The organism is Nostoc edaphicum CCNP1411 (assembly GCF_014023275.1).
Taxonomy (GTDB): domain Bacteria; phylum Cyanobacteriota; class Cyanobacteriia; order Cyanobacteriales; family Nostocaceae; genus Nostoc; species Nostoc edaphicum_A.
Genome location: NZ_CP054694.1, coordinates 47,191 through 67,092 on the forward strand (window position 1 = coordinate 47,191; position 19,902 = coordinate 67,092).

General features: G+C 41.0%; 13 protein-coding genes. 1 reads left to right on the top strand and 12 read right to left on the bottom strand.

The features are described from left to right. Positions 1-83: 83 nt before the first annotated feature. A complete protein-coding gene (gene mobF, locus HUN01_RS00435; protein ID WP_181927128.1) occupies positions 84-4,544 on the top strand; it encodes a MobF family relaxase in 4,461 nt (1,486 codons plus the stop codon). A gap of 239 nt (positions 4,545-4,783) precedes the next feature. Here mobF and HUN01_RS00440 read toward each other — a convergent pair whose 3' ends face one another. The 12 genes from HUN01_RS00440 to HUN01_RS00495 form a co-directional block, all read right to left on the bottom strand. Continuing rightward, positions 4,784-6,157 carry a GumC domain-containing protein gene (locus HUN01_RS00440; RefSeq protein ID WP_181927064.1) on the bottom strand — a complete coding sequence of 458 codons (1,374 nt, stop codon included), beginning with the start codon at positions 6,155-6,157 and terminating at the stop codon, positions 4,784-4,786. Beyond that, positions 6,150-6,551 carry a hypothetical protein gene (locus HUN01_RS00445; protein ID WP_181927065.1) on the bottom strand — a complete coding sequence of 134 codons (402 nt, stop codon included), beginning with the start codon at positions 6,549-6,551 and terminating at the stop codon, positions 6,150-6,152. Before HUN01_RS00445 ends, HUN01_RS00440 begins: the two co-directional genes overlap by 8 nt. A gap of 242 nt (positions 6,552-6,793) precedes the next feature. Beyond that, on the bottom strand, positions 6,794-8,647 hold the full coding sequence (locus tag HUN01_RS00450) for a type IV secretory system conjugative DNA transfer family protein (RefSeq protein WP_181927066.1): 1,854 nt from the start codon (positions 8,645-8,647) through the stop codon (positions 6,794-6,796). 2 nt (positions 8,648-8,649) lie between these two features. Beyond that, positions 8,650-9,924 (bottom strand): hypothetical protein, encoded by a 1,275-nt coding sequence (locus HUN01_RS00455; protein ID WP_238845306.1) that lies wholly within the window; start codon positions 9,922-9,924, stop codon positions 8,650-8,652. Further along, entirely contained in the window at positions 9,921-10,760 is an 840-nt protein-coding gene (locus HUN01_RS00460) for a hypothetical protein (protein WP_181927068.1), read from the bottom strand. The genes HUN01_RS00455 and HUN01_RS00460 overlap by 4 nt, the downstream gene beginning before the upstream one ends. A 92-nt stretch (positions 10,761-10,852) precedes the next feature. Next, positions 10,853-12,370 (bottom strand): TrbI/VirB10 family protein, encoded by a 1,518-nt coding sequence (locus HUN01_RS00465; protein WP_181927069.1) that lies wholly within the window; start codon positions 12,368-12,370, stop codon positions 10,853-10,855. A gap of 4 nt (positions 12,371-12,374) precedes the next feature. Next, positions 12,375-13,091, bottom strand: coding sequence for a hypothetical protein (locus HUN01_RS00470; protein WP_012412862.1), 717 nt, complete (start codon positions 13,089-13,091; stop codon positions 12,375-12,377). After that, a complete protein-coding gene (locus tag HUN01_RS00475) occupies positions 13,088-14,140 on the bottom strand; it encodes a hypothetical protein (protein WP_181927070.1) in 1,053 nt (350 codons plus the stop codon). The genes HUN01_RS00470 and HUN01_RS00475 overlap by 4 nt, the downstream gene beginning before the upstream one ends. Further along, entirely contained in the window at positions 14,130-14,894 is a 765-nt protein-coding gene (locus HUN01_RS00480; protein ID WP_181927071.1) for a hypothetical protein, read from the bottom strand. Before HUN01_RS00480 ends, HUN01_RS00475 begins: the two co-directional genes overlap by 11 nt. Then, positions 14,836-15,393, bottom strand: coding sequence for a hypothetical protein (locus HUN01_RS00485; protein ID WP_181927072.1), 558 nt, complete (start codon positions 15,391-15,393; stop codon positions 14,836-14,838). Before HUN01_RS00485 ends, HUN01_RS00480 begins: the two co-directional genes overlap by 59 nt. Then, positions 15,390-18,446, bottom strand: a complete 3,057-nt coding sequence (locus HUN01_RS00490; protein WP_181927073.1) for a helicase HerA domain-containing protein — start codon at positions 18,444-18,446, stop codon at positions 15,390-15,392. Before HUN01_RS00490 ends, HUN01_RS00485 begins: the two co-directional genes overlap by 4 nt. A gap of 508 nt (positions 18,447-18,954) precedes the next feature. Continuing rightward, positions 18,955-19,443 carry a hypothetical protein gene (locus tag HUN01_RS00495; RefSeq protein WP_181927074.1) on the bottom strand — a complete coding sequence of 163 codons (489 nt, stop codon included), beginning with the start codon at positions 19,441-19,443 and terminating at the stop codon, positions 18,955-18,957. Between the last annotated feature and the right edge of the window lie 459 nt (positions 19,444-19,902).

A 19,902-nucleotide genomic window follows, 5' to 3' on the forward strand; every position in this document is an offset into this window, starting at 1 on the left:
CTTGAATTTATAATTAGCAGTCCCGATCAAGTACCCGAACTGTTTCAAGCACTAAACCTGACATTCTATGAAAGGAGTGTTCAGTGTTAACAGGCAAGAACTCAGAACCACAGCAAGCAGTACATTACTTCATGGAAGGGTATTACCAGGAGGGTACTTCACGCTGGTCTGGGAAAGGTGCGAAAAAATTAGGACTATCTGGAGCAGTTGATCACCAAGAAACTTTTTCTAACATCGTCAATGGGCGATCGCCTGACGGCAGCCAAAACCTCTGTGCTAGAAAGTTAGACTCATCACAACGACGGGCGGCTACCGACTTTACTTTCTCTGCACCGAAAAGTGTCAGTTTGCAAGCGTTAGTGGGCGGGGATCAAAGGCTGATGACTGCCCATCAGTTAGCGGTGCAAAAAACCTTAGAACTGATAGAAGAACGCTATAGCTACACTAGGGTAACAACAGACACTCTAAGAGAAACTACCAGAACAGGAAATTTAGTAGTCGCGGAGTTTGACCACATTGAAACCAGGGAACTAGACCCGCATCTGCATACTCATGCCCTGGTTATGAACATGACGCAGCTAGACAATGAGGAATGGTACAGTCTCCTGAACGATGAGATTTTCAAAAATAAGAAATTTCTGGGCATGGTGTACCAGAACTACCTAGCAGTGGAGGTACAAAAATTAGGGTATGAGGTGGAAGCTAGGAATCATGGGCAGTTTGAGATTAAAGGTTTTCTGGAAGAGGACTTAAAGGAGTTTTCTAAACGACGACAGCAAATATTAAGTGCAGCAGGTAAAAATGCGACTTGGGCAGAACGCGAAGCAGCTTGGACTGCCACCCGTAACTTGAAGCAGAAAATTAACCCTGTGGAGTTAAAAGCCAAGTGGAGAGAGGAAGCAGCAGCACTGGGGATCAAGTTTGTACAGCCAGGAGAAGCGCAACCAGAACTACAACCCCGGTTAGTGAGCTATGAAAATTTAGAAGATGCGATCGCTCACTGCTCAGAAAGAAATGTCGCTTTCACCCAGGAAGATTTAGAAAAATTCATCCTAAACCAAGGGCTTGCCACGGAAGTTAGTCAGATTGAACCGCTAGTTAAAGCTAACCCGGAATTACTCAGCCTATCTCAAGAAAACCGCGACTTTACCACCCTGGCAGCAGTTAACCGAGAACTGGCAACCATTAAATTAATGCAGTCTGGGATGGGTAAAGTTAGCCCACTTGCTCACCCAGAAGTAGTTGAAAGCCACCTGGAGAAAACAGCTTTAAACCCAGATCAACGTCGAGCGGTACTGACAGCAGCAACCACAACAGACCAATTTATGGCATGGCAGGGGGTAGCTGGTGCTGGTAAGACTTTTGCACTCAAGGAATTAAAAGCGATCGCTGTCGCCTCTGGCTATACCATCAAAAGCTTTGCTCCTAGTTCGATGGCTGCTAAAGTCCTGGGCCAAGAGTTGGATATTCAAGCTGAGACTGTTGCTAGATTATTGGTCTCTGAACCACCCCAAGAGATTGAACCTAATCAAATTTGGATTGTGGACGAAGCAGGGTTACTCAGTGCTAAAGATGCCCTTGCTCTTTTAGAACGCGCAACCCAAGAACAAGCTAGGGTAGTGTTAGTGGGAGACACAAAACAGTTATCAGCTGTAGAAGCAGGCAACCCCTTCAAATCCCTACAACAGGCGGGAATCAAAACTAGCCACTTAAACGAATCTTTGAGGCAACGTGCGCCAAAACTGAAGCTGGCAGTAGACCTGATTGCTTCTGGCCGTATTGAGGAGGGGTTTTCACGCCTCGATGAAAACGGTTGCATCCAGAGTGTAAAAGCAGAATCCAAAATTGAGGCGATCGCCTGCGACTATGTAACAGCCACCCCAGAACAACGAGCGCGAACCCTGGTACTGGCTGGAACAAATTTTGAGCGTTTGGCAATCACTCAAGCCATTCGGGGGCATTTAAAGGCTGAGGGTAGTTTAGGAACTGCGATCGGCATCACCCAACTGCAAGCCAAAGACTTAACTTCAGTACAAATGCGCTACACCCACAACTTTGAACTGGGTGATATGGTCATGCCCACCCGCAATTACAAGCGCCGGGGGCTGTCCAAGGGCAAGCTTTATGAAGTGGTGGATAAGGACAGTGACCAACTAACACTCAAAGCTAGTGATGGTAAGCATTTTCAAGTAGACACGGGATTTAAAAAGGCGGTTTACCAACGTCAACAGATTGAACTTGCCGAGGGCGATCGCCTACGCTGGACGAAAAACGACCGACAATTAGGACGGCGCAACGGTCAAGAGTTTGTAGTTAAAGCCATTGCAGGTTACAACGCGCAAATCCAGTATTTAGAAAGTGGTCAAACTGAATTTATTAACCTGCAACAAGCACAACACCTAGATTATGCGATCGTCAGCACTACATATAGTAGTCAGGGAAAGACGGCTGACCAAGTATTGATTGCTGCTGACAACACCATTGGACAAGAAAGCTTTTACGTTGCGGTCAGCCGTGCTAGGTATGAATTGAAACTCTACACGGAAGATAAAGACAATTTACTAGCCTTGGCGCAGTCGAGTAGGGCTAAAGAAAATGCACTGGTGCTACTGCGACAGAAAGAGTTAGAGAAGCAGCACCAATCAAAATTAGAGAAAGAAATGGTTGTAACTGCTCCGATTGTAGCTAAAACATCCACTACAGAGCAGGAAAGTAAAGAAGCGGAGGGGCAGAGGAGCAAAGAGGTGGAGGCAAGGGAGCGGAGGAGCGGGGGAGCAAAGGAGCAATCTTATACTGAGTCCTCCCCTCTGCCCCCCTGCCCTAGACCTCTGCCAAGTTCTTCCCCTCTGCCTCTTGTTTTTAAAACTCTACCGCCGGAAGCACCAAAAACTGTTGTTCCTACTCCCAAACCATTTATTAGAAAACCAGTTCCAAAAACAGCACAGCCAACAGTAGCATTTTGGACTCCTAATAATATTGGTGAAGCCCCAGAAAAACTTGATTCTAAACACTGGCAAGAATTAATACAAGGTAGCGCCATCCACCCCGAAATTGCCAGCCTTAATTTCACTAGCTTGCATCAAACTCTTGATTGGGAGCATGAAGCTTGGGAATACCTCATGTACAGTGATAAACTGCCACGCACTAACACTGGTAGGCTGTCTTCAGGGATCATAAGTAAATATGCTCATATTGAATCAGGCGGCTGGTGGTGTGATGCTGGCGTTAATCCCAACTCCTTCGCCAATCTCCAATCAGGGGATAAACCTGATAGAAAGATATGGGGATGCTACAAACCCACTAACCCCAGAGAAAAAGCTGATAAACCCGGCAAATTCATTAAATATGAACATCCACCACAAACTGAACTCAGTATTTTCTTGCTCGATGTACCTGATGATATTGCTGGGCGTATCTATGAAAAAGCTGGGGTACAACCAACCGATTGCGATCGCCAAAGCGGATTTTGGTATTGTGTTTGGAAACATAACCTACCAGTCACTATTACTGAGGGAGCAAAAAAAGCAGCCAGTTTGTTGAGCCAGGGTCATGCAGCGATCGGGCTACCGGGAATCTATGCTGGTTATCGCAGTAAAGATGAGTTTGGGGAGCAGACCAAAGCTCGGCTGATGGATGAATTAGCTGTTTTCGCCACTCCAGAACGGCAGATAACTTTCTGCTTTGATTACGAGACACGCCCGGACACTCAGCGAAATATAGAGATTGCTATCTCACGCACTGGGGGGCTGCTGGAGGAACGGGGAGCTAAAATTAATGTGGTGACGTTGCCGGGGCCAGATAAAGGCGTTGACGATTTAATAGTGGCTCAGGGGCCACTAGCATACGAAAAGGCGTTTTACGAAGCGTCAACTCTCAAGGCATGGCGAGATAACAACAATAAACAACGACATACTGCACCAGCACCACCCAAAAAGTTGAGTGACCAAGAGCGCAAACAACGGCTTCAACAACGTTTTTCAGGTCAAGTTACTCACAAGGCATTTAAGAAAGCCATCGATGCACTGACTGACCGAGAACTATTGTACTTAGAACAAGCGGTCAAGGAATATTTTGCCCAGCCAGTTGCTCAAGTACCAGCACCTGTTGATAAACAGGCTATTGAAAACGAAATTACTCAGCTTGGGCCACAAATTGATAGTTTGTGGTTAGAACACGCTATCCAAGAGAAAACTATCAGAGCAATGGAGCATTTTCCGCTTCATAAGTTGAGTAATAAGTATAACTTGAGACTAGAGCAGCAATTACAAACTATTGGAACTATCAAAGAATTAGTCACGTATCAGCAGCAGCTTCAGTCCAAACTTCAGGAATACGAAACCCAGGTAGAAAATCATCACTCCTGGGAGAACCAACAGCAAACTATTGAAATGAAGACTATGGCTGAAATACTAAACTCTCCTCAATTACAGTCACGACTAACGAGTATTTTGGATGAGATAGAACTTAAACAACAGCAAAGTCAAGCTAAGTTGTCTATTTCTCAGCAGCCATCACCACAACCGCGTCGAGGTTTGAGAAGGTGAATTATGTGCAACCTGAGTTACCCTTAAATCAATGGGGACAAATGATCTGTGAAACTAATCAAACACAGGCGGTTAAACTATATCGAAAAGCATTGCTTTCATCAAAATGGTTAACCGTTTACTGATACAACAAGGAATTGACCCAAATTTACTATGAATTACCCCTGGCTCAAACTTTCGCACAGCCAGAGGTAGTTCATTATCTGAGTTTTATACCTGCACAAGTCAGATAAAACCTATTACCTTCTCAATTTTGTTGACTGTGATTGAGTATTAGTATGTTTTAAATAATCAGAAACTACCTCTCCTACTTCCTCTAACGATTCAACATCATTCTCTGTAGCATTAGCAGTCAAATCACCGTCAACCATCACAGCCCGACCATCTTTAGCTGTAACAGTAATACTATCTCCATTTTGGTAAAAGTTGTAATTCTTACTCTCATAACTGCGTGAACCATCAGAATGCTGATCACCAAAAAGACGCAGCATGGAATCTACACCCTTGGCAAGAGCCTTGCCTTTAATATCCATCACACTGTTAGTAACTTTTTCGAGATTCTGCTTCACAGTATGATTAGCTGCTGAGTGGATATCACCAACAGCTTGAGTTATCTGTTTATGGACTGTATTAATTTCCTCTGAAACCTTATTGTGAATAGCACCCATAGCAGATTGATGACGCTCCATGCCATGCTGAATCTCATCAGTGACTAACTGCTTGACTTCACCAATACCATCGTTAACTACACCCAACTGTGATTCAAATTCATTTTTAACAGCTGCAACTTGTGACCTCATCTCAGTTTTAAGAGACTCCATCTGTTGATTCATCTGCTCTTTTAAAGTGACAATTTGAGCCTCTAATTGGGTTTTGACTTTATCAACTTTGGGAGTGAGGGCAGTTTTTACCTGTTCATAGAGATTTTTGGCAGTGTTCTTAGCCTTAGTCTCAATCGAGTTTATCCAATCATGCAAGGTTGCATTCTTGACCGCAGGGTTATTTTGATTATTTATAGCTTCCAGTCCCTTCTGCAATTGCTCAATAGTTTTTTGTTGAGCATCAAAAGCTTGTTTAAGACTAATCAAGTCTGTCGATAATTTTTGAGTAACTTCAACGCTTGATTGCTTTTGAGTAGCAAAACTATCAATCAAACTTTGCTGGTTTTGAACCTTTTGCTGTAAAGCCTCTACCTGCTTTTGTAAATCCTCAATGCTCGAAGATTGTTGTACTGATTTGGCTGGTTGTTGAGACTGGGATTGATTCTGGCTAATCTGGCTACTTAAACCCAGTTTATCACTTAAAACCTCTCCATCCTTAACATGATAGACCTTATCCTTACCAATCATGATGCGGACAGAACCTTTCAAGTTTTGCGGGTCATTGATAGCCGTCTTGATTTTATCTACCAGTTCTGGAGTCATCAAATTTACGGACACTTCGCCATCAGGATGCCCTTTATACTTGGGTTGGTTGCCAACGTAAATTGATAAGTCTTTAGTAGTGTCTAACTCTTGAAATTTTCCTTTTTCTAGCAGCTTATGCAGAATGTCATTGAGGATTTCTAAATAATCATGTTGCACTTGTTTCGCCTCAGATTTTATTTCATCCATGATTTGTAACTCCTACTAAGGAACTAATGAGAGTCGATGGACTGACTAAGACATCTGGTAAAACTACACCTCTTAAACGATTGAGAATTACATCTCCTTCAATTTGGATATAAGCCCATTGGTCATCAATTAGAACTGAAATTGACTTTGTGTTATCAGGTAAGTTGGTCACTTTATAATCTTTTAGCTCTCCATTTACTATGAAAATATGAGGGCTTTCTGCATCGCCATAGTAAATTTCAATGAATTCTGGGACATGATTTTCAGGGAACGGTGGTTCATCCCAAAACTCTGCTGCATTGAAGATATCAGTTCGATAAGTGTTAACTAACGAGGCAATATCAAGCGGCAGTTTGCCTAACAATCGCAATTCGTATTCAGATAAATTAGTCACGTTGCTTTGCTCCAAATTCAAGAATTCAAAAATAAATAATTTTAGGAATTTGTAACCCTTCCATCTGAGGGAAAAATTTATCGAAGAAGGCAGTTCTTGCTCCCGAATTTCTCACTCATAGGGTGGGGAGTGTGGGAAGCAGTTTGCGCTCAGGGTAAGCCCCCATTCTCAATTCCTCCTCATTCTCCCCACATCCCCGACACTCCGCGAACTGCGGCCTTTCTGCGGTCATAAATTACCTCCTAAAGATTTTTCAATCTGTTATTCGCCTCTGCCTTTTTATCAACTAAAGGCAATAACATCTCTGCCTCTAAATGCCGGATTTCTAACTCTTCCCCAGATGGTTCACGCAGAGTAGATTGTGAGATAAACTGTTGCTGGAGTCCATACCACTTTTCAATACTTTTCGCCTCCAAGTTAATATCAGATTTTGGAATACGAATTTGCTCTAATAGCGGAATACTTACATCTCTACCAGAGCGAAACCCAGGACTAACAATTACGGCTCTGCCTTCCGGTAAGGTATTAAATTGGTTAACCTCAAATAAATTGCGGGTACTGTTTTGCTCAGAAATTGAGGTACTTGCACCACCTTTACCACCGGAACTGCGTGAACGTTCTCTGTGCTTGATTTGCTCGTCACCTAAGAAGTTACTAAAACGTTCCGCCGCCACATCATCTTGGGGATTAAAGAAAGCTTTTGTAGCGCAACCGCCAAATATAGCATTGGTGGTTTCTTTGGAATAAGCCTTCTCAAGCTGTGATAAGTTTTGCAATCCCAGTAAACAAATCAAGCCATCTTCACGATTTTGATTGAGCCAATCAACTAAGGCTGGTAGATACAAAGTTGGTAATTCATCCAGTGCTAAAACTAATGGTTCTGTGCGTTTACCAGCCAAATTACGAGAACATAAAAGGTGCAAGATAGAAACTAACAAAGGAGCAATTACATCTCGTTTCTCCTTGTCCATGCCGAAAACCACCATTTTCCGCCCCTTCAAATCTAAGGGGATATTTGTTTGACCACAGAAGCCAGAAAGGGTGGATGGGGTCATAAAGCGAGTAAATAATCCGCTTGTTGTACCGACAATACTAGCGGCGGTTTCTGGAGAACCCGCTACAGATAAGAATTGGTCAAAGGCAACTTTTACCCAAGGATTTAAAGAAGCTTGTTGAATGCGGTCAATTAATTTAGGCAAACTGAGAATGGCATGGCACATCATAATGTCAGGAAAACAAGTACCCCGCGCCAGCATGAAGATTGCTTGTGCCAGCTGATCCCCTGCATTAGCAAAAAATCCACTATCTAAAGCATCACCACTTGTCAGCTTAAAATTACGATTGAGGACGATCGCTAACTGACGCGCCATCTCTGCATCAGTTTCACTCCGTAGAAAATCTAAGGGATTAGCTACGCAGGATTCAGGAAAACCAGGGGAGAGGATAGAAACCTCATACCCACGCATGGCGGCGTATCCTGCTAGTTTGGGTGCTTGCCCTTTAGCGTCAGCTGTAGCCGATTCTTGGTGAGCATACTTAAAATCGTAAAGGATAATTGGTAGTCCCTGGTCGATAGCAGAACGCACCAGAGGGTTAATCATGGAGAAGGTTTTACCAGAACCAGCCCCGCCACAAACTAAAATTCCACGTTGTACATCTGGCAGATAGAGTCTGCTTTTATCTTCTGGAATATTGATAATGCGTTTATTGTCAACAACCTGAAAAGTAGTACCTTTAGGTGTACCAATGTATAAAGCTACCCTGTTATGTTTGCGTTCAATCAGTTGTTTGCAGGCCAGCTTACGAGCTGCTGTTTTCTCCCTACCTCCTGCCCATCGCGCCCGTGCTAGTTTGTTTGTTGCCCCTCGCCCCTCCATTGCTTTCGCTAACATTAACGCCCCCACACTTACAAGTAATCCCAAACCCATTGGGGAGAAAAAGGCATCCTTAAAATTCTCAGGAACAAGGTTATAAGCTGGGGGGGCAGGGGTCGCTGGGGAGTAAAGAGAAATATTTTTCAATGAATCTTTCTCCCCCTGCTGCACACCTCCCCCTGCTCTCTTTACTTGTTGGGTAGTTTTGGATATTTCAGCCATTTTCACCCCCTCCCTAGAATGACTAAATCATTCTCTTGAGTGGGAATCCAAGGTACAGGGCCAATAAAGTAGGGAGTGCAAGATTTACCACCCCAGAGAAAGCTAATGCAAAAACGAAAAAATAGCCCAAAGTTGGCTGTACCAGTGGACTCATTTACACCAGTTAGCACAACTTTGAAACCAGAACCGTAGACAAGCCTACCTGTTGGTTCTTTACCACCGTTAACACGTTGTAAGATCCCAAAACCACCGTCTACTTTCTGAGCAGAACCAGAAGCCCATCGCTTACCGTAAAGGTTGCCAGCTTGCCCTGCAACATCACCTAGTTCTAGGAATGGACACTCTTTACCCACATTACAGGCGACAACAACATTTTTGTTGGAACGATTTACCCTACCAGAAACAAAGTAATTCTCTCTTGCCCTAGAATCACCACGTTCCGAATTACCTAAAACCACAGAAGCTATACCCACCACATCCAAACCCGAATTAATCGGCTGTGGCATCTTGTCAAAAGGTACTTGATTTAGCCCCGGCACTTGATTAATGTAGCTTTGCTGCCAGCCTGGAAATCTTGATAGTTGCGTCTGATTAAGTCTAGGAATTGAGTTGATGGGATATCGACCTAGATCCAGTTTTTTACCCAAAGGGGTATTAGCAGCTTGTGGATTAGATTTTAAAATAGTTGAAATCTTACCGTTCAGTCCAATTTTGAGCGAATTTTTGTCAGGTTTGTTTGACTTTAGAGTAGCTGCGGCTATTGAATTAGAAGTTATGCTACTGTAACGAGATTGCGCGAATAAATCATAAATAGGTGGAACTTGATTAATATCAAGGTTGCCCAAGCTGGGAATAGCTTTGACTAGGGTGTTAGGAGTTTGCCACTGCATTAATCCCAAGTCTTTGAGTGTAAGCTTGGGGCCCAGAGGTACGATAACAGAGATAGTTTTCAGGCTGAAGGCAGACATTTGAAAAGCATCATCTACGTCCCCCAACATAATTACAGAATCAATACTCTGTCCGGCTGTCCAAGAACGGGAGGGATTATAGCCAATTTTGGCGGCTATATCTGGGGAAATATCAAGATATCCGGGCTGTTGTAATGGATCTAAGCTACTCCAATTGATTTTTGACCAGTCTGGAGACTTTAATTGATATTTACCGGAATTATAAGTAACTGTTGGAATTTCTGCATTGGCGACACTGGGTAATTCTAGAAGTGATGTCGCAACTATTGAGGCAGAAACTATTGATAATAAAGCTCTATTGTTAATCACTGAGTTTGCCCCCATTGCATCAGTTTATTGAACATTTCTTGGGGAATACCTGATAACCTAATAGCCTCTGTCCTACTTTTACCTCTCCTCAATAAACGGATGGTATCTTGCGTTTGTCGCCATACTATAGACTTAGGTTTGATTGCGCCATTACCCACCGCCACCGCTAAACCATAAGCTACGGCATTAGCATCATTTCTCTGTGAAACAGTGCTAGTTTGCGAAGAAGTATTGACTGTTAAACGTGGTTTTTTATCAAATTTTTGAGGTGCGGTGTTATTGGTAATATTATTGGTATTGTTTAATCTATTGTGATTAACTAACGGTTTTTCAGCTATTAATAACGGCTGTGGTTTATCCGAATCTGGCTTAATAATTAAACTGGTATATTCTGGTTTACCTCTAGCCGGAATCAACTGAAATTGATATTGTTTTTGACCGTCAGCATTAGCAGTAATCACGGTAATCACGGTACTACCATCTTGACTGGAAGTTAAAACCGGAAAACTAATTGGTTTAATTTGTCTGAGGAATAAAATTGTAGCTCCTCCACTACCACAATTTTCATCTGATGCACCACGCTGACATAAGTTGCCATTAGAAGTTAAAGCAAAGCGGGAAGGGTCTCCTAACCACACTTGCTTGATGGTTTCACCTGTGGGAATGAAATTGATAGTCAAACCGTAACCAGCCCAAATTTTTAAGTCAATTCCATGAGAATTACTACCTTGAGCATCTTGTGAATAAACATTTCTCGCGGCTGGTAGTGCTAAAGCTGTGCCTGTATTAGCGTTGATAACTAACGTAGTTAGCAGTAAAAAACCTAAACGTTTCATATCACAACGGATTTATCTGCAAGAAATTGTGTAATAGTTATAAATTCAGAATTTAGAATTTATCCTTTTAACTCATTATTCATTGCCTAATTTCATATCGAAATTGATTGATTGACAAAGATTTGCACTGGTTTACCTGTTTCAATTACAAAAACTTGTTGTTGCTGTTGTACTTGTTGTAATTGCTGCTCATTGGAATTTTTCATCCTACTGAGAATTTGATTAATACTGCCTTCAGTAAAACCAGCCAGTAAATTCTTATCACTGTTACTTGTTGTAGTGGTTGTTGTACCTAAAGAGCTAATTGTTGTCTCTGAATTAGCTCTATTTTGAATCTCAGCCACCTTAGATAAACCAGACAGCATAGATGCCATGAGCGAATTGCCTAAATTACTGCCACCTTGACGAGATTCAGCTTTAAGTAAATTGCCGTTTTTACCCAATACCAAAATCGAATTCTGTGGCAGTGGCTTTTCCTCGGTTTTACCGTTGATGTTCACTAATACAGAAACAGCCGTCATTTGCACTATTTCTGAGTTAGTGGGATTGATCATAGCCACAACATAAGCATCTTTGGGTAAAACTTCAGACCCATCAAATGCTTTCAGGGGTTGAGTTAAACGAATCAGGCTATTTTGCTGCTGCTGATTACTTACACCACTACCCACCCAGGCTACAGGAGTCTCTATCACACCTGCCGCACGAGTTCCGACTAAAACCCGCTTGCCATCGTAGTTAGTCGGTGGTGGCTGTGGTGAAGAATTGCGATCACTCCGAGGTAAGCTATCTGGTTTTATCCCTATACCCCCATTCACTTGAACATTACCCAATTCTGCCTCTTCCTGGTTTAAATCTGCATTGCCAGTGTCAGTAGAGGAGTAATTACCGACATTAGCAGCTGCTAACCACTCCTGCATCGGGTCTTTAGGAGTGGTACGAACGGGTAACGGATTGGAGACAACTTGAGATTTTACGGGTTTAGGTATAAGAGCAGACACAGGTTGTCTGACTACTGGTTGAGCAGCCACGCGATCGCTTCTACTAGGTCTAGTAACAGTAGGTGGCGGTGGTGCTTGATGAATAGTTAATGGTCGCGTTGGTGTAGGCTGAGTTTTGACGGTAGGTGTAGGAGTGACTGTAGCTGTAGGGGTAATTGTTGGCGTTGGTGGTGCAGTTTCAGCGTTTTTTTTAGTAACAGCTTGTAACTCCCCTTTTTGAGAGGTGAGAGCGATCGCTGTTTTAAGCTCTCCTTCCTCATTTTCATCATCTGATTTAATATCTGTCTGAATACTTTTTGCATTTTGCTGGGCTGGCTTATCACCGGGAGAATTCAAAGCCCCTGTAATTGAGCTAATCATCGTCCCAAACATGACAACTATTAACAGCACCCCACCAGAGACTGTTAACCCTTTTAGTAATGGGTGATTAGCTACAGGGCGAGTAGTGACAATTTCTTCTGGTTCAGTTTTTTGTTCATCCACAGGTGATGATGTTTCTGAAACATTGGAAATTTCTACCCCATTCATCCGAGCAAATTCTTGGCTTCTATGGGAAGTATCACCAGTAGTAGCTTCAGAATTCGTATTTACAACTTGACTTTGATTTGACATAAAGCTACTTTCCTAAATCTAAATCTTGGATGCGGTAAATTTCCATTCCCGCTTTTCTAGCTCTATAAGCCTCTATCTGTGGTACAGAAGGATTATTCGGTAAAGGTGGTGTATCTACTGCTCTCACAAATACAGTTTTATTAAAAGAAATAGCCTTACCTAATTGGTCTTGACCTTTAAAAACTACTAAGTTGGCAACCATTTCTAATCGCCATTTACCTTCTTCTATTTTCTGAGGAGGCGAAAGATGGCGTACAAGTAAAGCTGATTGAGTATCACCATTAAACACGTCAGGCGGTGTTAAAGCTGCGATTTCTCGCAGAAAACTAGCGCGAAAATCTTCTGATAATGCAAATCCTGCACTCCAAGTATTTGTAGTGAGTTTTTTATCAGATACTTGTACACCGGGGTCAAGTTTTAGTTTGGTTGGATCTAAGTTACTATCAGACGACTTGGGAACGGCATTCCAACTCATCAAATTCATCATTGTCCGCCCTGCAAAGTCCATAATCGCTTGGTCAGTACGGTCTTTTTCTCCTACAGCAATTGCTCTAATGGAAGTACCGTCTTGAAGTTCTACTAAGGTAGGTTTCTGGTTAGATATTTTACTTAATTTACTGGAATTAGTTAGATTTATCAGTAACAAGAAGAGTAAGATAACAGCTTGCCCTATTGATACTAAGGGAGTAAAGTTTATCTCTTTCTTATCCAGTAATCTCATCTGAATACCCTCCCTGAGATTAACCTCCCACTGCTAGAGAAACATGAGAAAGCTGCCATCCCCCCACCAGATCCCATTGCTAACGCCAGTATTGGAGACAAAATTGCTTGTACTAGCTGTAGGAACAAGGGATTATTGTTACTAGCATTCACTATTGCACTAGCAGCCATTCCACAAACAATTGAGTATGACATGAGTACCAAAGTCAGTGCTAACCATCCTGCAACCCAAGCATAGATGGGTTTAGCTCCAAAAGGAAAAAGTGAAATTACTAAAAATATAGGTGCAATGTAGGCATTTAATAAAAATGCTACTTGCACAACATATTGAAAGGCTGCTTGTAAGCCACTGAATATAATCCATGACATGGCTTGCACCATTGAATTAATAGTTTGCCCAGCTATATCTAAGGGATTCCAGCTATTTGAATAAGAGGATATACCATATTTATTTTTATAGGCTTGAGCTTGCTTTTGAATTTCATCGGCTTTCTCTTTTTGACATATTTCTCTTGGGTTTATAATGTTTCCTTGGTTATCTTGTCCATTTGTAGGCTTTTTTTCACACTCTTGCATTTGTGCTTGAACTGAAAGAGCAAAAGCCTGATCCATATTGGCAGTACGAATAGCATCTCTCAAAGTAATGCCATTTCGCGTAATACTTAATACTTTGTCATTCAAATTAACCGCTACATTACGAAACATCAGAGACGTGGTAGCAAGTAACTGTCCATTATTAACTGTCAACATTAAACAGACTAATAATGGATAGACCATCTCATTCAAAATTTCATGACTAAATCCTTCCTGAGTTAATCTAGAATACCAACTGATAGACCAGAAGGAAACAAAAACCACTCCCAATAAAGCAGAAACAGCTACCACTGCTTTAAAAACTTCACTGTTACCGTTAGCTAAATCTTGCCAGTCTTGGTTAAATGAAGATACAACCATGCGAGAGCCGTTAATCGCACCATCTACTATATCTTCCGCGTTTGTATCTCCAGTTAGTTCTAGTAAATACCAAAAGTTAGTTAAATTATTTAGCATTGCTTTGTTCCCAAAAAGCATCAGCGAAAGCGGCACTACCTATAATTTGCTTGGCACTAGAATTATTATTAGCTTGCTCTTTTCTTGCTTGCTCATCTAACCTACCGGAAATGTCACTCAAATTGATATTGGCTGCTGATAAAGCTCTAGTTTGTTTTTGTGCTTCACTGTGAATTGATTTAGTAATAACTGTTGTTTGTAGATTCTGCACTGCCATCTTTTTCAAGATGTCTTGAGTGATGACATCATTTTGTACTTCATCAGCAGTATTAGATGAATTTTCTACAGCATAATTAGAGATTTCTGCTTCTTGCGCTTGAGTTTTTTGTCCTTCTCTACCTAAAATAGATCCAGATAGCCCATAAGTATAAGCTTGATGCCATTGTCTCTGAGCATTTTCACCTTGGGTTTGAGAATCAGTTTCAACTAAATCAGTATCTTGCTGTTGAACAATCACCTTGATATTTTTACCTGCTTTTAATGGGTCAGGTATACCCATAACTCCATTTGTAGAAGTGATGGCTATATCTAAGTCTTTATCTTTGTTCGAGTCTTTCGATAGCTGGCTAAATTCTTGGCTATACTGCTTAATGTATGACTGCAAGCTTGTCAAGACTTGCTGAAATTGTTCTAGAAATGAAGATTTGGCTGTAGCTGGTAAAGCTGAACAAAAAATGAATACAATTACTAAACTACTAAAAACTGCTAAACGGCGGTAGATAGGGGCTAATGTCAACTGGTTGAGTGATTTCATATAAATTCTCCAAGGAGACTGTAAAAGATTTGGGAGCGCAAGCAGATATCACCTCTGCTTTATTTCCTAAAATTTTCTTGCCAGTTACTATTAGTGGTGCTGGAGGTTGTTTATCAGTTCTCTTAGATAATCTTTCAAACAAACTCCCCTCATACCGTGGATGTTCAGGTATTAAAGATGCTGGCTGTGAGTACATTAAAATATAGTCTTTTTCAGATATAAAATCTGTATTTATTCCTGGCTGCTTTAGCTTTATTTTAAATGGTTGCTGCATTAAAGATGAATAGTAAGCAGCTTTTAAGAATCGATTGCTTTGTACATCATTGCTGGCATTTTCAATCATTTCTTGACAAGTTTGCTGCTTCTGGGCAATATACTTCTCATGCTGTTGCTGATGCCACTTCCACACTTCAAATGATGCCCATGAAGATAAAACTCCTAAAATAGCCAACAAGACTTTATATTGTGCAAATACCGTAGCAATTTCTAACTTTTTCATAAAGGCTTACCCTGCTTAATGCAACCAACATAGTATTTGGCAAATTCAGACACCCACTGAAACTTATCTGAGTACATTGCTTTAAACCTGTCGCGTGCCGCTTGCTCTTCTCTGCTATTAGCAACTAATGCCAACATTGGGTAGGAAGGATAGTAACGACAGCGTATATATTTGTTGTTATAATCCAATAGCCAAAGCGTATATAGCTGTTTAATATTGGGACGAAAACTTTCATTTTTATCAATAATTTGCTTTGGAATGCCTAAATGCTCTGAAAAACTTTTTGCAGCCCCTGGTACTATCCGCCCTATTAACCGACAGGGCATATTCTGTAAAATTTGTTCACCAGCTTCTGAGTTAGCGATCGACAAAATATCTTGACCTGCAAGTATGACCCGACAGCCGGATTTTCGAGCAGTCGCGCATTTACGACCCACTAACCGCGATAAAGCAGCAAACCGCAACAATACACTGGATTCATCCATGAAGAAAACGCTATTGGGTGCTGATAGGGATTGCCTGGAAGCGGCAATATAAGCAGACATCCCGAAAACTTCAGCGTCTTTACTTGATTGCAGGTTGGTCAGGGCAAAGGTAATTAGCTTGGCATCAGTATCAAAGGTGGAGGGACGGCAGATAGCATTACCAATGGTACTATTTCTCCAATATTGAAAGCGTAGGCGGATATAGTTCAACGCCCTATCTACGTTTTCATCTTCATAACCCAAGTTTATGTGGTCTGTTGAGAAAAAATGCTCCATGTCTGCAAGGGTTGGGGTATTCTCCCAAGCCGCAGAACCTAATCCTCCTTTCTTGGCAAGAGCAAAGCGTCGTTGAATGTCGGGGTCATCGTAAAAGGCTTTTGTCCCTAGTGGGATAAGGGATTCGATTGTCTGGGACAAGAAACCATCAAATGATTGCGAACCCAAGACTAACTGAAGAACAATCAAGTTGACATCGTTTCTGTGGGCTTTAGCTCGTTCCTCCCGTTGTTCTTCTGGAATTTTTGATAAGTCTAAGGGCTGCACCAAATTGTTAGACTCTTTGGAAATATCAAAGTAAAAACCGTTGTGATAGGGTGTGTAGTCCCCAAAAGTCCCTGTGCCGTCATCATTGGGCAGGTCTATCATTAAAATGCTCATATCCTGAGCTTGACACTCGGCGATAATGGAAGCTACCAAAACTGATTTACCTGAGCCGGTTGTACCGAGAACTAAAATATTTTTGGTTTTTGATAGGTCAATTTTGACGGGTGAATCACTCTCATCTGCGATTAACTCAAACCCTTGATGATCTGCGGGACTATTCTGCACTATATTAGTTAATCCCAAAACTTCACTTGCAAAGAAAGTCTGCCGCCGATTATATGGACGCATCAAAATCGGTTCTTGCCTGATGAGCAATGTTTGCAGCCAGATTAACCAAGCATATTCATATTCACGGGTTAGTTCTGTGGGTTGGTTAATATAGCCAGCTATCAACCTACAGGCATCGTCTACTTGCTCTGCTGTATCTCGGTAAACCAGCACTACCAAGCTTAAATTTAGTGGTACATCTCCTGTATATAGTTGCCTTTGTGCTTCCACTGAGCGTTCCACATTGATTTGGGCAGAGACATCTATTGATTTTTTCTGCTGAACATTCAAATCTAATGCCCTAGAACGTTTGGTAATCATCTGCTGGGCTGCACGGGTTATCCCTCGGTCAGCCGGGGAGAATTCTGTGATGATTTCTACATCAAAAATGTTGTTGCGTGAGAATAAATCCCACAGGAAACGAATTTGATGTTTAGTGGAAGCAAAGATTTCTGGTTTCCGGGTTAGTACCATTACTCCGACATACTTCTTCTCATCACCGTTTGGTAAGCAAATCCATCGTTTATCGGCGAAAGGTACACCATTATTGAGAATGATTGAGGTGAGATGCGGTTGACTGATGATTTCTAGTGGTTTATCGAAGGCGGCTTTCTCGTCAATTTCTTCTTTCAACCCTTGCTCATCAAATACCAATGTATGCGGGATGATTACTTCCTTTGCTCCGATGTTTTTACAAAGTTCTCTCCATAGGTCTTTGTCGGTTTTGGGCTGAGGATTCAACCCCATCTCTGAGAGAATCTGCTGGTATCTTAATGAGGCTTCTAGGGCTTTTGTTAAAATCTGTGTAAATCGCTTTTTGGTAATTTGACTAACTCCTGAATCTGTGAATCTTCTTTGCAGGAAGTTAGTCAGTTTTGCTAAAAACTTATCTACTGGGTCTGAAGTGTCTAGCGATTCTGAGGTGACTGTAAATGACCAATAAATATTTAATTTGATATCTTTACGGGCTTTCTCCTTTGTCAGTTTTTGAGTTCTTGCTAACCTCCCCCAGTCTAAAAACTCACTTTCTAGAGAAGTTGGGTTATTCAAACGTTGCATTAAATAATCTGTACTATCACTATCATCGCAGAATGAACTCCAGCGACAAGTGATTTTTTCGCCTTGGGGAATTTCTTTACAGCCGTTTTCAAAGGCTTGAGCCACCGCTTCTATTTCTTGTTCTGAATGGAATAAAGGATGAATTCCAGTACAAGCAAAACCAAATATTAATTGCAGGGTGTTACTACTTTCCGTCAGATTCTTTTTACTTAGTAGATAAGCTCCAACGACATAAGAATCTTTTTTGAGTCTGACTATAGTAGTCAAATCTAACCAATCTTCAAAGGGATTGAGGGTTTTAGGTTTAGATGAACGAGTTAGCTTTACTTTTCTAGCACCGACTTTTTTCTTTTGCTGTGGTGAGGTGTAATTAGCATATCCTCTTGTCCATCTGGGGAGGATAGGATAAATCTTTGACCAATACAGATAAGGCTTATCTCCTGATAGGAAAGCTACTGATAAACTAGCCCAAAATGCCAACCCTAAACCCCAAAATATATCTAATCCGAGAATTAAGCAGAGCAGTCCAAAAACTAAGCAAAATACTCCGGCGAAAATTACGAACTGTCTACCTGTAAACGGGCCAAACTTGGGGCTTTCACCTAAGCTCTGATTGACTTTGATTATCTCTTGTTTCATGAGCTTTTATAAATTGCCATTAAGTCAGAAGTCAGAAACCAGAATTCAGGATTCAGGATTCAGGATTCAGGATTCAGGATTCAGGATTCAGAATAAGTACAGGTATTAAGCTAATCGTCATTCATTTTTTCAGAATGATTCGCTTGTAGTAAGGGCTAAAGCCCTACTTTAATGCAACTTAAATGCTGATTAGCTTATCAGCATCAAGAAGGCAGTGCATCCTCGTAATTTTTTTATTTGTAGCAACTGCCGTTAAATGAATGCTGTTTAGGAGCCAGAATGGATTCTGATTTAGCTATGATTTCATAGCTAAATTCCGCAAGATATTACCAATACGGTTCAGTTAAGAAAATGGAAATTAATTTGTTGAAGCAGACAGGAGGAGCAAGCAAACAGAGGGAGAGAAAAAAGCTTATCTGAACCAGATTTAGGGTATCTGTCACTAATTGATTTTGATTCTTTGAATTTACTTAATGTAAATTATTCTGACTCCTGAATTCTTCGGTCATTAGCTACAAGCTGAGTTATTGCCAAAAAGCAGTGATTGGAATACTACAATCAATATCACAGATATGAAGGTAAAAATTGGCTGCTGAATGACATTACTAACTTCTTCACCACGTCCATACGCCGCAACTCCTTGATAAATAGAGAAGCAGAAATAACCGAATAAAACTATTGTCAAGGCGGTAAATAAAATCATTGGCAGACTAGTTAAGACTGCATTCGTAATCGCTCCACCTGCTGAGGCACTAGTAATTATACATTCCATTGCTTTTTGTGCATTAGAAAATATGGAATCTGCTCTAGCTGCCCTCGATTGTAAACCAATTAAAAGCGTTGTAGTGACTGAAACAAGCTGCCAACGTACCTGAAAAAATATCTTCAATAAGCTTTTTGAACCTTTATTTTTTGTTGCTCTAATATCAGCACGTTCATTTGCTGATATAGATGCTTTGAGCCGAGCCAAAGTCAAAGGTAAGTGTTTTATCTGCATAACAAAGACTAGGAAACTGCTTAACTGTCCTTTGCCAAAAAGACACACTTTAATTACTAGGGATAAATCTGATTTCCTGTCAAAATCAATTATTTTGCAAAGGAACAATAAAGAAACTCTAGTGCAACTAACTAGAACCAAACCAGTTTTGTAAATTTAATTCAAATTTCTATATATTTTTTTACTATTAAACCCGATTTTAGGAAAACTTTTATTACTATGAATAGTTGACAAAAGACTTTACTTGTGCAAAATTTACTATTTATTTCACTTATACAAAAATAAATTTTACTACAGCTTTATTTATCTATTTTTATTAGACATCATTTAATATCTATGCTTGGCATCAAAAACAGTTATTTTGATGTCATGATGCCCATTTCTGGGACATAATTATCTTTTTTATGACAAAAATGCCATAAAAACTAAAATCAGTCACAACAACGCACCTATGGTTGC

Excerpts from the sequence above, each read along its gene's own strand:
- HUN01_RS00440 (WP_181927064.1), bottom strand. The coding sequence starts at position 6,157 with ATGGATGAAATAAAATCTGAGGCGAAACAAGTGCAACATGATTATTTA.
- HUN01_RS00450 (WP_181927066.1), bottom strand. The coding sequence starts at position 8,647 with ATGGCTGAAATATCCAAAACTACCCAACAAGTAAAGAGAGCAGGGGGA.
- HUN01_RS00460 (WP_181927068.1), bottom strand. The coding sequence starts at position 10,760 with ATGAAACGTTTAGGTTTTTTACTGCTAACTACGTTAGTTATCAACGCT.
- HUN01_RS00465 (WP_181927069.1), bottom strand. The coding sequence starts at position 12,370 with ATGTCAAATCAAAGTCAAGTTGTAAATACGAATTCTGAAGCTACTACT.
- HUN01_RS00470 (WP_012412862.1), bottom strand. The coding sequence starts at position 13,091 with ATGAGATTACTGGATAAGAAAGAGATAAACTTTACTCCCTTAGTATCA.
- HUN01_RS00475 (WP_181927070.1), bottom strand. The coding sequence starts at position 14,140 with ATGCTAAATAATTTAACTAACTTTTGGTATTTACTAGAACTAACTGGA.
- HUN01_RS00480 (WP_181927071.1), bottom strand. The coding sequence starts at position 14,894 with ATGAAATCACTCAACCAGTTGACATTAGCCCCTATCTACCGCCGTTTA.
- HUN01_RS00485 (WP_181927072.1), bottom strand. The coding sequence starts at position 15,393 with ATGAAAAAGTTAGAAATTGCTACGGTATTTGCACAATATAAAGTCTTG.
- HUN01_RS00490 (WP_181927073.1), bottom strand. The coding sequence starts at position 18,446 with ATGAAACAAGAGATAATCAAAGTCAATCAGAGCTTAGGTGAAAGCCCC.
- HUN01_RS00495 (WP_181927074.1), bottom strand. The coding sequence starts at position 19,443 with ATGCAGATAAAACACTTACCTTTGACTTTGGCTCGGCTCAAAGCATCT.